This is a genomic window from Methylobacterium sp. CM6247 (assembly GCF_054817925.1).
The window spans coordinates 3,183,055-3,196,358 of the sequence record NZ_JBTXKX010000003.1 but is presented as its reverse complement, the minus strand read 5'-3'; the positions used below and the strand labels follow the sequence as shown (position 1 = coordinate 3,196,358).

The following is a 13,304-nucleotide window of genomic DNA, read 5'->3' as shown; positions in this document are numbered from 1 at the left end:
GGGGCTGACCCCTCAGGCCACTTGTGGCGTTTGCGCCCTAATACCGGATGGAACCCTCCCGGCCTCGATCCGCGGACGGCCGCCCCGGTGCCGAGGTCGCGCGGAGACGTCAGCGGCAGAGGCTTTGCCGCGCGAGGCAGGGCAGCAGGCTGTCTTCGGGGAAAGGCAGCGCCACCTCCCCTGTCTTGGATTCGAGCCTGGAGATCGCCCATTCGCCCTTCGCATCGGCGACCGGCTCGATGAGCCAGCGGAGGGCGCGGACCTGGTCGCGGCCTCTCTCGGCCGGAAGCCGCGCCTCGACATATTGCTTGGACCACCACAGCATGCCGGAGGTGGGGAAGGTGACCGTGACCTTCTGCCTGGCCGCTTCGCAGACGAGCTGACGGACCCGGAAGCTGTTGCCCGGTGTGGCCTTCGGCCTGATCGCGGCCTCCAGCAGGCCGGAGCCGCCACCGGACGCCTTGAGGGCTTCCTGGCACCGGAGTTCGTCGCGCCGGGCGGCCAAGGCGCGGCTTCCCTCCTGGCAGGCCTGGACGAGGGGCCTGAGACTTTCATGCAACGGAATCGTGCCGCGCCCACATTGCAGGATGGGTGAGGCCGTAACGTCCGATATAGGATCGGCGGCGGCGAAGGCCTTGTCGACTTCGCCCGTCGCAATGCGGACGGCCTCGGCCCGGACCTCGGCGATCTTGCCGTTGAACTCCGTCACGAGGGCCGCCGGCGGATAGATCCCGCGCACATCGCCCGTGCCCATCAGGAACCAGTTGTTGGCTTCCAGCCCTCCGAACGTCTTCGGTGCGGCCTCGATCCGCCCGGCCTGCTCCTGGAAGACCTGCCGGACACTCCTCGCGACGTAGTCTTCCGCCATTCCGGTGCAGGTCTTGTAGAGGCGCGACAGGGCCTCGTTGCCCCATTGCGTGCCGACGAGCCGGTCGCATTGCGAGCGAGCCTCGTTGAGGGGGAGGCCCTTGAGGCTGTCGCCGCCGAACACCTCCTGAAGCTCCCGAGCGGCGGCCTGCTCCATCTCGGTGCGACGGGTTTCGAGCGGGGCTCCGAGGAAGCGGTCATAGGCCATTCGCGACACGTCGTTTCGGCGGAGTTCGTCCCTGCTGAGCTGCAACCCGTTCGTGTCACGGAACGACGTCAGGGTCAGGGGAAGGGCGAGGAGACGCTCCCGCTCCTCGCGCAGCCAGAGGGCGGCCTTCCGGCGCTTCTCGATGTCGGGATAGGATTGAGACAGCAACCGCCCGATGGTCCTGCCGTCCTTGCAGGACTGGGCTTTCTGGAGAAGGTCCTCCGTGAAGGCACGGTCCCAGTATTCGACCGGTAGACCGACCGCTAGTTCGAGCCGCTCGACGTCGATAGAGCCGAACGTCGACATTCGCTCACACAGATTATCCCCCGGGAGGGCCTCGAGCGGTCGCCCGCTCGCCGCGAGGCGGTCGGCGACGATGCGCAGGAAGTCCAGGGCTGCCTGGCGGGCTGCCCCGTTTCGGTCGAGCGACCCTTCGGGCGCCAGCGTCAGGCTCGTCACCGCACGCATTTCCCCGACGGCCCGATCACGGGCGTCCGGCGGTTCGACGGGGAGTTCCGCGAGCCGCTTGCGCTCGGCGTCGTAAAAGCGCCTCCAGAAGCTCGGCGCCGCCTCGGCATAGCGCTGGCGATAGGCTTGCTGGTCCAGATCCGGCAGCAGGTCGATCGGCGGGAGTTTCTGCTGTTCCTCGGCGACGGTCCGGGCCGTTTCGACGGAGGGACTGGTCTCGCCCAGCAGGCCGAAGAGACGATCCATGCGAGCCTTCGCGCTCTCGCTCCGGGAGAGCGTGAACGGCTCGCAATCGGATTGCGGCTTGCCCTGGCCGGTGAGCCACCGCCCCTGGAGGCTGTCGCCGTTCTGCCCGAATCGCACCGCGATCCAAGGGCGACCGCGCCGATCGACGAGGAGAAGACCACCATCCGTATCCTGAGCGACCAACTCCAGCTTTTGGAAGGAAGACGCCGTCGTCTTGCGAAAGAAGACGTCGAATGACGATTCTTCTTGTCGGAATTCCCAGTCGTCCAGCGTCAACGCGCCGTTGCAAACATGGCTGCCATTGTAGAAGCCGGAATCGATTGCCTTGGCCTCCCCGGATAGTGCTCCGGAAATCGCAAGGATGACAAGGGATTTCAAGCTGAAATTCATGGATTGACTTGGATCTCCGCAATGCCGATCCATCGATCGACCCCTCTACAAAGGTCGACCGATGTCTTGGACAAGCAAAGTCTATGTCGAGCCTGCGGCGCACTCAACGTTTGGCCGAATGGGGTCCTGATCGATGGAAGCAGACCGGCTCCGGGCGGTCGTTCCCGACCGGACGTGGCGCAGACGCGCAGCGTCCAGTGTCCCTCACACGATGAAGCCGGCCACGCGCACCGTCGGGTGCTCGTGGGTGGCTTCGTTGTCGAGGGTCTTGGGGATCGGTCGAGGATCTTGGGGATCGAACGTCGGAGGTGCGGCTCCGGTGTAACTGCAGCCGCTCGGGCCTGTCGGAACCGCTACGCCGAGCGCCGAGTGATCCCGGTCGCCTCGTCCGCCGTGCGCCTGGTTCGGGGGACGTCCCCGGACGGCTCGAACACATTCAGGGGTGGCAGCTTCGCGATGATGCCGGCGGGCAGTGGCTCCCCGGCCAAGCGAGGGGCTTGATCCCAGGACGGGTCGTGATCCGAGGATAGGTCTTGTCGTGCAACCGGACTCCCGACGCCCGCTTACCGCGCGAACTCCCTGATCGTCAGGAGGTCGCACGGTAGCGGCACGATCCGGCCGTGCAGGACGTCATCGAGCGGATACGAGCGGCCGTCGATCGTTCCAACGACCCTCGGCCGGATCGAACGGTTCCGGCCGTCGTCTTACTCGGCCGGCTTGGCTGCCGGCTTCGGTGCCGTGGCGGCCGGTTTGGCGGAGGATGCGGCAGGCGTGCCGGCTCCCCCGGCCGGTGCGGCCTTCGGCGCCCATTCCGGATCGGAGCGGGGGCCGCCCGGGCCGTTGGTCGGGCCGGTGATCTGGCCCGGTGCCGTGTCCGTCACCTTGGTCCAGGCCTGCGACATGCACATGAAGCGCAGCATGCAGCCGCGCACGGTGAGCTCGCCGGGCTTCTCGCTCCAGATCGTCACATCGTAGAACGACCCGTCCTCGGCGTTGTAGATCTTGCCCTCGTAATGGTTCTCGGCGTTCGGCTTGATGCCCATGATGAGCTGGTGGCCGAGGGAGGGGCGGGCCTGCTTCTTCGGGTCGGGATTCTTGAAATCGACCCGGGGCTGGCCCTTGTCGTTCAGCGGCACTTTCAGCCAGACGACGTAGCCGCAGACGTGATCGTTCTTCGCGCCGCATTTCTCGATGCGAACCCGCGCCCGCCCGTCCTCGGTGAGCCAGGTTCCGCTCGGATCGTTGGGAGCGGCCACGGCGAAGCCCGATATCGCGCTGAGCGCGAGGCCGGCCATCGGGGCCAAGAGGCGCCCGGCCATTGCCGAAATGGGTCGATACGTCATCCAGAAAAAATCCTTAACCCGCCCCGAAACGCAACCGCCCGTCCCTGTGCCGCCCATCCATACGGAGGCGTGACACAGGACGCGATGGCAGGAGCCGCCCATCGTCTGAAGGTCCCCGCTTCGGACGCGAAGGTGACCGGATCATGACCGGCTCGCGGCGTCCTAACGGAATTCGGGACGCGTGCGAGAGAATTCTTCGTGAGGTTCGGGAAGAGACGCTACCGTATTCGACACATGAGAAAGGGCCGGTGCTTCCGCACCGGCCCCGATCTCGCCCTTCGTGATGGAACCGACCTTGTGCCGAGCCTCTCTAAGCTTGACCGATCGGTCTCGCCTGACGGGTCCGGCGGGCGGCTGGAGCTTACTCGGCGGCGGTCATGCCGGAGGTGAAGTGACCGCACCAATCCTTCGAGGCCACCACCGGCCACAGGCCAGGCGACTTCGGCTCGGGCTGGCTCACCGGCGGGTTGTAGCGGCAGAGGCCCTGATCGGCGGCAGCCTGGCCGCCATTGATCTTGTGGTCGTCGAAGAAGCGGCAGGCCTCGCAAGCTGCGCTGGTGATCTGTGCCATCGGTCTCTCCAATATGTCCGGGCCGGCTCGGGACGCCCCCGATGCGCCTGCCCCTCAGTTGCTAATTAGAATAAGTCCAATCTGGCGTCAATGGTTCCTCGGACGACGGAAGGTCTGTTGCCGAGCACTGCGCCGGTGGAGGCGCCTGTGCCGGCGGACGTGATTCAGCGGCCGCGCGGCGGAGCCGAGGCTCGGGAAGTGGAGTTGGTGCAGACGCTTACGCTATCGGCTGTTCGGAAAAACGGGTGCCGCCAGCCGCCAGCCGCCATCGCGCCCGGAGCGCGGGCTTCTTCGGCGGTGGTCGCTCGGAAGAGATGGGACATCCTGTCGCCTGCCTCGCGCCGGCGATGGAAAGCCCGGCGCGGTGGCCTTCGGCCGGGCCGGAGGACTGGCCCTCAGGCGATGCCCGGAGTGTCGTCGTCCTCGTCGATCAGGCTCAGCGTGCGGAGGATCGCGAGGGCGACCATCTCGGCATCCACTTCGCCCTCGGCCGTGGCTGGCAGGATCGCCACGGTGCTGACTTCCTGCCCGGAGAGACGCCCGACGACGACCTTGTAGACCTCCCCGCCGGGCGCGTCGTCGTCGCGGACGAGGCAGACGCGGTGATCGCCGGCCTCCCCGTAGACGCGCTGCGTCGTGACCTCGACCCGGTCGTCGTCACTGACGGGCTCGGGCCGACGCGGCTGACCGAAGGTCGGACGGATGATGTTGCTCATATCGACCCTCCCGGTCGTATTGGCTCAGACGTCGAGATTGGCGACGCTGAGAGCGTTCTCCTGGATGAACTCCCGGCGCGGCTCCACCACGTCACCCATCAGCTTCACGAACAGGTCGTCGGCATCCTGGGTGTCCTTGATCCGAACCTGGAGCAGCGAGCGGACCTCGCTGTCGAGGGTGGTCTCCCACAGCTGCTGCGGGTTCATCTCGCCGAGCCCCTTGTAGCGCTGGAGCTGCAGGCCCTTGCGCCCGAACGCCATCACCGCCTCGAACAGGCCCACGGGGCCGTGCAGCACGGTCTCCTCGCCCTTGCGGGCATAGGTCACCGGCTCGCCGTAAATCTCGCGCAGGGCCTCGGCGCGGTCCGACAGGCGGCGCGCCTCCTGCGAGGCGATGAGCGAGGCGTCGAGGGTCACGACCTGGCGCACCCCGCGCAGGGTCCGGCTGAGGATGTAGCCGCCTTCGCTGACGGAGCCCTCCCAGCCCTGCTCGATATCGTCGGCGATGACATCCATGCGCCGGGCGATCTCGGTGGCGCGCTTCGTCGCCTCGTCGGGGTTCTCGTCCACGTTGGTGCGGAAGGCCCCGGCGATCATCGCCTGTTCCACCGTGGCGCGGTCGTAGCGGGTGTGGAGCGCCTGCATCAGGCCGCGGAACTGGCGCGCCTCCTCCACCAGGGCCTTCAATTGTGGCCCGCCGAACTCGGCGCCGGAGGCGAGGCGGAGCACGGCCCCGTCGACGCCGGCATCAATGAGGTAATCCTCCAGCGCCCGCTCGTCCTTGAGGTAGATCGCGGTCTTGCCCTTGGCGGCCTTATAGAGCGGCGGCTGGGCGATGTAGACGTAGCCGCGCTCGATCAGCTCCGGCATCTGCCGGAAGAAGAAGGTCAGCAGCAGGGTGCGGATGTGCGAGCCGTCCACGTCCGCATCGGTCATGATGATGATGCGGTGATAGCGCAGCTTGTCCGGGTTGAAGCCCTCGCGGTCGGTGGAGGAGCGGCCGATGCCGGCGCCGAGCGCCGTGATCAGCGTGCCGATCTCGGCCGAGGAGAGCATCCGGTCCGCCCGCACGCGCTCGACGTTCAGGATCTTGCCGCGCAGGGGGAGCACGGCCTGGAAGTGGCGGTCGCGGCCCTGCTTGGCCGAGCCGCCGGCGGAATCGCCCTCCACCAAGAGGATCTCGCATTTCGACGGGTCGCGCTCCTGGCAATCGGCGAGCTTGCCGGGCAGCGAGGCGATGTCGAGTACGCCCTTGCGGGTCACGGTCTCGCGGGCCTTGCGCGCCGCCTCGCGGGCGGAGGCCGCGAGGATGACCTTGCCCATCACGGATTTCGCCTGGGCCGGGTTCTCCTCGAGCCAGTTGGAGAGGCCCTCGTTGAGGACGTTCTCCACGGCCGGACGGACTTCCGACGAGACCAGCTTGTCTTTGGTCTGGGACGAGAATTTCGGGTCGGGCACCTGCACCGAGATGACCGCCGTCAGGCCCTCGCGGCAATCCTCGCCGGTGAGGGTGATTTTCTCGCGCTTGGTGATGCCGGTGGATTCGGCATAGCCGGTGATCTGCCGGGTCATGGCGGCGCGGAAGCCCGCCATATGGGTGCCGCCGTCACGCTGCGGGATGTTGTTGGTGAAGGGCAGCACGGTCTCGTTGAACGAGTCGTTCCACCACAGCGCGACCTCGACGCGGATGTTGTCGCGCTCGGCCCGCACGAAGACCGGCTTCGTCATGCCCTCGATCGGTTTGCGCGAGCGGTCGAGATAGCGCACGAAGGCCTCGATCCCGCCCTCGTAGAACAGCTCCTCGCGCTTGTGCTCGGCATGGCGCGCGTCGGTGAGGACGATGCGCACGCCGGAATTGAGGAAGGCGAGTTCGCGCAGGCGCTTTTCCAGCGTCGCGTAGTCGAACTCGATCATCGTGAACGTGTCGGTGGAGGGCAGGAACGACACTTCCGTGCCGCGCCGTCCGTTGCCGTCACCCACGACCACCAGCGGCGACACCGCGTCGCCGTGGCGGAACTCCATCGCGTGCTCCTTGCCGTTGCGCCAGATGCGCAGGCGGAGCCATTGCGAGAGGGCGTTGACGACGGAGACACCGACGCCGTGCAGGCCGCCGGAGACCTTGTAGGAATTCTGGTCGAACTTACCGCCGGCATGGAGCTGGGTCATGATGACCTCGGCGGCCGAGACCCCCTCCTCCTTGTGGATGTCGGTGGGGATGCCGCGGCCGTTATCGGACACCGTCACCGAGCCGTCGGCATTGAGGGTGCAGGTGACGACGTCGGCGTGGCCCGCCAGCGCCTCGTCGATGGCGTTGTCCACCACCTCGTAGACCATGTGATGCAGGCCCGACCCGTCATCGGTGTCGCCGATATACATGCCGGGCCGCTTGCGCACGGCATCCAGCCCCTTGAGCACGCGGATGGATTCCGCCCCATAGGCCGTAGCCGCCAGGTTGCGGGAGGTGTCGTCGTCGGTCATGTCGGACATCAAGTTCCCCAGGCAGGCGGGTCTTTGCTTGATTTTCGTGCCCCGGCTCGGTCCCCGGGTACGCCTGCGATTCGTTCAGTGGGCTATATATAAGCGGTGCGTCTTGAAAATGCACCGCATGAGCACGGTCAGTCCCCGTGCCTTCCCGACGATTCCCGGGCTTGCCGCCACGCTTGACCTCGCTGCACTCTCAGCCTGCATCGAGGGTCGTGCCGACCCTTTCGAAAACATACCATGCAGGGTGTGAAGAATGGGCTGGCGGGTCGAGCTTCATCACGAATTCCGGCGCGAGTTCGATGCGCTGCAGGAGGCGGTTCAGGACGAGTTGCTGGCCATGATCGAGCTTCTGAAGGTCGCGGGCCCTCAATTGAGACGGCCTGGGGCGGATACGCTCAACGGTTCGAAGCATGCCAACATGAAAGAGCTTCGCTTCGAGGCTGACGATGGTGTCTGGCGGGTGGCCTTCGCCTTCGACCCTGCTCGAACCGGCATCCTCCTCGTCGCGGGGGACAAATTGGGTGTTTCGGGAAAACGTTTCTACACCGCGTTGGATCAAGCGGGCCGACGCTCGTTTCGACCAGCATCTGAAGGCCACATCCAGGGATGGGAGTTCCCGGTGACCGACGACCATCGCCCTGTTTCGGCGGACGACATCCTCGCGACGCTCACGCCGGAGCGACAGGCACGGATCAGAGCGCGCGGTGCCGAACTGATCGCCGAGGAGTTCGCGTTGAGAGACCTGCGACGCGCCGAGGAGATCACCCAGGCAACCGTCGCCGAACGGTTGGGTGGCCGTCAGGTCTATGTCTCGCGCCTCGAGAAGCGCGCGGACATGAAGCTATCGACCTTGCGTGCCTATGTGCAGGCGATCGGCGGCGATCTCCAACTCCTGGTGACGTTTCCGGAAGGCCGCGCCGTACGTCTGAAAGACATCGGTGCGGCCGTTCCTCGTGCCCGCAGAAGCCCGGCCCGGAAGATCAAGTCCACCGAATGACATCACCGGCCGGTCTTCGGCTTCATTCCTGCAGGAACGGATTGGTCATCCGTTCCTCGCCCAGCGTGCTCGTGGGGCCGTGGCCGGGAATGAAGGCGATGTCGTCGCCCAGCGGCAGGACCTTGTCCTTGATGGCGCGGATGAGCTGGTCGTGGTTGCCGCCGGGCAGGTCGGTGCGGCCCACCGAGCCCTTGAACACCACGTCGCCCACCAGGGCGAAGCGCGCGTCGCGGCTGACGAAGACCACGCTGCCGGGCGAGTGGCCGGGCGCGTGCACGATGTCGAAGCCGAGCTCGCCCACGCTCACCGCGTCGCCCTCGGCGAGCCAGCGGTCCGGAATCACGGCGCGCGCACCGTCGATCCCGTAATTGGCTCCGGTCTCCGGCAGGGAATCGAGCAGATAGCGGTCCGCCTCGTGCGGGCCCTCGATCGGGACGCCGAGCCGCTCCCGCAATTCGTCGGCGCCGCCGGCATGGTCGATATGGCCATGGGTGAGCAGGATCTTCTCGATGGTGATGCCCTGGTCGCGGATCGCGGCTTCGATCCGGTCGAGATCGCCACCGGGATCGACGACCGCGCCGATCTTGGTCTCGTCGGACCAGATCAGGGTGCAATTCTGCTGGAAGGGCGTCACCGGAATGATACCTGCGCGGGGCGTGCCTGCCATCGGGACCGTGTCTCCGTTTCCGTGGAACTGCGTGTCTGAGGAGGCGCCCGTCCCCGCCGCGCGTTCGTTCGCGATCGGTGAGGCGCCCGTGTCCGGTCCGCGTGTTTAGCTCATTTTCACGCGGAGGGGATGCCTCGCGGCGGCGATGTGCGTTTCCAACTTCGCATGGGCTGAAAAGGCGTCTGGCGCCGGGCGTGTGGCGGCGCTAATCCCGGCGGAGGCCGCCCTCCTGGTCGAGGCTGCCGTCCTGGTAAATGCGACGGCGCTGCCAAATTTCGGCCTCGCCGTCACCCTAGACGGAGCCGCGCCGCAGATCGGCACGATCCGAACAGGCGGGCCGGCCTGACTTTTCAACGCGGCCACCTTCACGCCAGACGGGGCAGTCCCTTGCGCACATGCTGAAAACCGCCTTCGTCGCCGCTCGCGACAGGCAGCGCCTGAGCGAGATCGCCGCTGTCCTGATCGGATTCGGTGTCACCAAGGTCGTGGAGCGCCTCGGCCTCGGCCATCTTGCGCGGTTCGCCAAGCGCCGCCGGCCCCACGTGGACGTGGCCCGCCTGTCCCAGCCGCAGCGCGTGCGCCGCGCGATCGAGGCCCTCGGCCCGACCTTCATCAAGCTCGGCCAGATCCTCGCGAGCCGGCCCGACTTGCTGACGCCGGAATGGACGGAGGAGCTGGAGAAGCTCCACAGCCAGGTCCGGCCGATCGCCTGGGACAAGATCCGGCCGCAGCTGGAGGCCGATCTCGGGGCGCCGCCCTCGGAGATCTTCGCCGAGTTCGACACGGTGCCGTTGGCCGCGGCCTCCATCGCCCAGGTCTACCGCGCCCGTCTGATGTCGGGCGAGGAGGTGGTGGTGAAGGTCCTGCGCCCCGGCCTGCGCAAGGTCATCGAGGCGGATCTGCGCCTCCTCGCCCATGCCACCCGCATCGTGGTCGACGAGTGGCCGGAATTCGGGCGCTACCAGCCCCAGGAGCAGATGCGCCACCTCGCCGCCGGCCTCTACGGCGAGCTCGACCTCGTCAACGAGGCGCGCAACTGCGAGACCATCGCGGCGATCTTCGCCGACCGGGACGACATCGTCATCCCTAAGATCCACTGGGAGTTCACCTCCGAGCGCGTCCTCGTCCAGGAATTCATCCACGGCATCCCGCCCAACGACCATCCCCGCCTCGACGCGGCCGAGATCGACAAGGTCAAGGTTGCCCAGAAGGGCACCGACGCCTTCCTCAATATGGCGCTGATCGAGGGCGTGTTCCACGCCGATCCGCATCCCGGCAACATGCTGGTGATGCCGGGAAACCGCATCGGCTTCATCGATTTCGGCATCATCGGCCGCCTCTCCGAGCGTCGCCGCACCCAGCTCCTCATGCTGATCGGCGCCATGCTGAAAGAGGATTCCGATGGGCTGATGGCCGTCCTCCTCGACTGGACCGGATCGAGCAATCCCGATCTCACCAAGCTCGAGACCTCGTCCCAGGCCTTCATCAACCGCCATGCCGGCTCGGTGCTGAACTTCGGTGACCTCCTCACCGATTTCATGACCATGGCCCGTGAGAACGACCTCGCCATGCCCACCGACCTCGCCATCCTGTTCAAGGGATTGGTGACCGCCGATGGCGTGATGCGCCATCTCGACCCGAAATTCGACCTCTTCACCGCCGCCGGCCCGACGGTGAAGAGCAAGCTCGCGTCCCAGTTCTCGATCAAGGGCATCAGCCGCAAGGTCGAGGCGGTGGGAGCGGGCCTGTTCGGAGCGGCCTCCGAACTGCCCACCCTGATTCACCTCATGCTGGTGCGCCTGAAACAGGGCCGCGTCACCGTCGAGATCGAGCTGAAGGGCATCGAGAAGCTCACCCGCGGCATCGAGCGCGCTGCCGCCCGCATCGCCGTGGCGCTCATCGTCGCCGCCTTCGCGACGCAGCTCGCCCCCCGCTTCATGGATCTCGGCACACCGGCCTTCATCACGGTGGGCGCGATGGTCTGCGTGATCGGAATCGGCTGGCTCGTGCTGCTGGGGCGGAACAAGTAGGCGGAGCCTCAGCGCAGATTTCCTTTAGGTTGAAAATTGGCGCGATGTGACTACCTCAAGTTTGCTGTCGGATATGTGCGGCAAACGGAAAGGATTCATGCATCATGGCTGATCGTGCAGTGAGAAAGACGGGAAAAAATTCTCAGGGAGATATCACCTCCCTTTGCAATGATGGCGATTTCTGGTCACCACGTTCCAAGCTGGATGCCATCACCGACATCGAACGAGGGATTCATACCTATTACGTTCCTTGGACGAGCGGGCGGACCGAGATACGGGTCGTACAGGGATCGAACGGGAAATACCTCCGCACGGATCGCGATCAGACCACCCGAAACAACCTGGACGATCTTCCGGATTGCTGATCCGAGTTCAGGCTTCGATAGGGCATTCTCGCCGAGCGCGGCAGGCAGGATCGATAGTGTCCGCCGCGCTCTCGACCTGAAACAGGTCTTCACCCCACCCGTCGCTTCAGCGGCGCGTCGAGGCCGCCGAGCCGGAACCAGTGGTAGCCGTAGCGCTCCATCATCAGGCAGTGCCAGCCATCGTCACCCGCCTCGCTGCGACGGCCAGTGAGGAGATCGACCAGGACACGGCCCTCCGGTCCCTCTACCTCCGGTGAGAGGGAGATTTCCATCGGCGTTCCGCTGAGGTTGTGGACACAGAGCACCGAGTTGCCCTCCCAGTCGTAACGGATCGCCAGGATCGCGGGTGAGGCCGTCTCGATCACTGCGAAATCGCCCCAGCCGATCTCCGGCACCTCCTTGCGGGTGCGGATGACGCTCTCCATCCAGTTGAGCAGCGAGCCGCGGTCATGGCGCTGGCTCGCCACGTTCACGTGGTCGAAGCCGTAGGCGCCGCTCCCGATCACCGGCAGGGTCGGGGTTTCGCTCTTGGTGAAGCCTCCTTGCGCCTCGGCATTCCACTGCATCGGGGTGCGGGCGCAGTCGCGTTCCTTGAGCGAGAGGTCGTCGCCCATGCCGATCTCGTCGCCGTAGCGCAGCACCGGCGTGCCCGGCAGGGTGAACATCAGGGAATAGGCGAGCTCGATGCGCTGCTGGTCGCCGCCCAGCATCGGGGCGAGACGGCGCCGAATTCCGCGGTCGTAGAGTTGCATCCCCTTCTCCGGCCCGAACGCGGCAAAGACCGCCTGCCGTTGGGTCTCGGTGAGGCGTCCGAGATCGAGTTCGTCGTGATTGCGCAGGAACACCGCCCATTGCGCCGAATCCGGTCGGTTCCAGGTCTTACGCATGGCCTTGGCGAGGGGACGGCCGTCGGCGGAAGCCAGCCCGTAGAAGAGAGCCTGGTTGACCTGGAAGTTGAACAGCATGTGGAGCCGGTCGGCATCGTCGCCGAAATAGTCGAGGTCCTTCTTCGGCAGGATGTTGGCCTCGCCGAGAATGATGGCGTCGCCCTGCCGCCATTGCAGGAACTCGCGAAAATCCCGCAGCATGTCGAATTGCTCTTCGGGCTCACCCGTGACCTCGGGTCCCTTCTTGGCAATGACGAAGGGCACCGCATCCATGCGGAAGCCCGAGACGCCGAGCTGGATCCAGAACCCCATGATCTTCTGGATTTCGGCCCGCACCGCCGGATGGGCGGTGTTGAGATCGGGTTGGAACGGCATGAAACGGTGGAAGTAATAGGCTCCCGCCTTGGCGTCGCGAGTCCAGGTCGTGGTCTGGACGCCGGGGAACACCATGCCCTCGTCCGCATGCGGCGGCCTGGATTTCGACCAGACGTACCAGTCGCGGTGAGGGGAATCCGGGTCCGATCGTGCCGACTGGAACCAGGGATGCTGGTCCGACGTGTGGTTGACCACCAGATCGATGAGGACGCGCAGGCCCCTCTGCTTGGCCGCGTGGGTAAAAGCGACGAAGTCGCCAAGCGAGCCGTAATCCGGGTCGACGCCATAGTAATCGGTGATGTCGTAGCCGCCGTCGCGCTTCGGCGAAGGCTGGAACGGCATCAGCCAGATCGCCGTGATGCCCATGCCCTGCAGGTAATCGAGCCGGCGCTCCAGTCCGACGAAGTCGCCGATGCCGTCGCCGTTGCCGTCGAGGAAGGACCGGACGGACAGGCAGTAGACGACCGCGTTCTTGTACCAAAGGTCCTTGATCATGCGACGCAGGTCTCCGGAGGGCCGCGCCGGCGGGCGCATCCGCCTGCAACGTCGCCGGGGACGGAAGCGTTGCGGGAGGCCGGTCCGGTGCCGGTCTCCTTAAATCAGCCGCCTTGTGCATCCCATCTTGGGCCGAGTGCGTTGCGGCTGCCGATCCGGTCGTCCGTGCCCTGTGACGCGTCCTGGATTTCGGTG

General features: G+C 66.1%; 11 protein-coding genes. 4 read left to right on the top strand and 7 right to left on the bottom strand.

What is annotated here, in order from left to right:
• Positions 1–109: 109 nt before the first annotated feature.
• The 5 genes from ACYQOP_RS16025 to gyrB form a co-directional block, all read right to left on the bottom strand.
• On the bottom strand, positions 110–2,179 hold the full coding sequence (locus ACYQOP_RS16025) for a hypothetical protein (RefSeq protein WP_461223017.1): 2,070 nt from the start codon (positions 2,177–2,179) through the stop codon (positions 110–112).
• 704 nt (positions 2,180–2,883) lie between these two features.
• On the bottom strand, positions 2,884–3,522 hold the full coding sequence (locus tag ACYQOP_RS16020; RefSeq protein ID WP_056433281.1) for a DUF2147 domain-containing protein: 639 nt from the start codon (positions 3,520–3,522) through the stop codon (positions 2,884–2,886).
• A 361-nt stretch (positions 3,523–3,883) separates the two neighbouring features.
• Entirely contained in the window at positions 3,884–4,093 is a 210-nt protein-coding gene (locus ACYQOP_RS16015) for a hypothetical protein (protein WP_056433285.1), read from the bottom strand.
• Positions 4,094–4,488: 395 nt separating this feature from the next.
• On the bottom strand, positions 4,489–4,809 hold the full coding sequence (locus tag ACYQOP_RS16010) for a hypothetical protein (RefSeq protein ID WP_043764525.1): 321 nt from the start codon (positions 4,807–4,809) through the stop codon (positions 4,489–4,491).
• Positions 4,810–4,833: 24 nt separating this feature from the next.
• Positions 4,834–7,287 (bottom strand): DNA topoisomerase (ATP-hydrolyzing) subunit B, encoded by a 2,454-nt coding sequence (gene gyrB / locus ACYQOP_RS16005; protein WP_056433715.1) that lies wholly within the window; start codon positions 7,285–7,287, stop codon positions 4,834–4,836.
• A 259-nt stretch (positions 7,288–7,546) separates the two neighbouring features.
• Between gyrB and ACYQOP_RS16000 the strand changes: the two genes are divergently transcribed.
• Positions 7,547–8,290, top strand: a complete 744-nt coding sequence (locus tag ACYQOP_RS16000) for a type II toxin-antitoxin system RelE/ParE family toxin (RefSeq protein ID WP_461223015.1) — start codon at positions 7,547–7,549, stop codon at positions 8,288–8,290.
• A gap of 22 nt (positions 8,291–8,312) precedes the next feature.
• On the opposite strand, the gene ACYQOP_RS15995 is transcribed toward ACYQOP_RS16000, so the two are convergent.
• A complete protein-coding gene (locus ACYQOP_RS15995; RefSeq protein WP_207411461.1) occupies positions 8,313–8,957 on the bottom strand; it encodes an MBL fold metallo-hydrolase in 645 nt (214 codons plus the stop codon).
• Positions 8,958–9,153: 196 nt separating this feature from the next.
• On the opposite strand from ACYQOP_RS15995, the gene ACYQOP_RS15990 reads away from it, so the two are divergent.
• The 3 genes from ACYQOP_RS15990 to ACYQOP_RS15980 all read left to right on the top strand — a co-directional run bounded on the left by ACYQOP_RS15990 (position 9,154) and on the right by ACYQOP_RS15980 (position 11,352).
• Positions 9,154–9,303: a hypothetical protein gene (locus ACYQOP_RS15990; RefSeq protein ID WP_461223014.1), complete on the top strand. Its 150-nt coding sequence runs from the start codon at positions 9,154–9,156 to the stop codon at positions 9,301–9,303.
• Positions 9,304–9,352: 49 nt separating this feature from the next.
• The gene (locus tag ACYQOP_RS15985; RefSeq protein WP_461223013.1) at positions 9,353–10,987 is read left to right on the top strand and encodes an ABC1 kinase family protein; all 1,635 of its coding nucleotides are present in this window, start codon (positions 9,353–9,355) and stop codon (positions 10,985–10,987) included.
• Positions 10,988–11,091: 104 nt separating this feature from the next.
• On the top strand, positions 11,092–11,352 hold the full coding sequence (locus ACYQOP_RS15980; protein ID WP_461223012.1) for a DUF3892 domain-containing protein: 261 nt from the start codon (positions 11,092–11,094) through the stop codon (positions 11,350–11,352).
• 89 nt (positions 11,353–11,441) lie between these two features.
• On the opposite strand, the gene ACYQOP_RS15975 is transcribed toward ACYQOP_RS15980, so the two are convergent.
• On the bottom strand, positions 11,442–13,109 hold the full coding sequence (locus tag ACYQOP_RS15975; RefSeq protein ID WP_461223011.1) for an alpha-amylase family protein: 1,668 nt from the start codon (positions 13,107–13,109) through the stop codon (positions 11,442–11,444).
• Positions 13,110–13,304 lie beyond the last annotated feature (195 nt).

Coding starts and splice junctions, on each gene's coding strand:
- ACYQOP_RS16025 (WP_461223017.1), bottom strand. CDS start 2,179: ATGAATTTCAGCTTGAAATCCCTTGTCATCCTTGCGATTTCCGGAGCA.
- ACYQOP_RS16020 (WP_056433281.1), bottom strand. CDS start 3,522: ATGACGTATCGACCCATTTCGGCAATGGCCGGGCGCCTCTTGGCCCCG.
- ACYQOP_RS16015 (WP_056433285.1), bottom strand. CDS start 4,093: ATGGCACAGATCACCAGCGCAGCTTGCGAGGCCTGCCGCTTCTTCGAC.
- ACYQOP_RS16010 (WP_043764525.1), bottom strand. CDS start 4,809: ATGAGCAACATCATCCGTCCGACCTTCGGTCAGCCGCGTCGGCCCGAG.
- gyrB (WP_056433715.1), bottom strand. CDS start 7,287: ATGACCGACGACGACACCTCCCGCAACCTGGCGGCTACGGCCTATGGG.
- ACYQOP_RS16000 (WP_461223015.1), top strand. CDS start 7,547: ATGGGCTGGCGGGTCGAGCTTCATCACGAATTCCGGCGCGAGTTCGAT.
- ACYQOP_RS15995 (WP_207411461.1), bottom strand. CDS start 8,957: ATGGCAGGCACGCCCCGCGCAGGTATCATTCCGGTGACGCCCTTCCAG.
- ACYQOP_RS15985 (WP_461223013.1), top strand. CDS start 9,353: ATGCTGAAAACCGCCTTCGTCGCCGCTCGCGACAGGCAGCGCCTGAGC.
- ACYQOP_RS15980 (WP_461223012.1), top strand. CDS start 11,092: ATGGCTGATCGTGCAGTGAGAAAGACGGGAAAAAATTCTCAGGGAGAT.
- ACYQOP_RS15975 (WP_461223011.1), bottom strand. CDS start 13,109: ATGATCAAGGACCTTTGGTACAAGAACGCGGTCGTCTACTGCCTGTCC.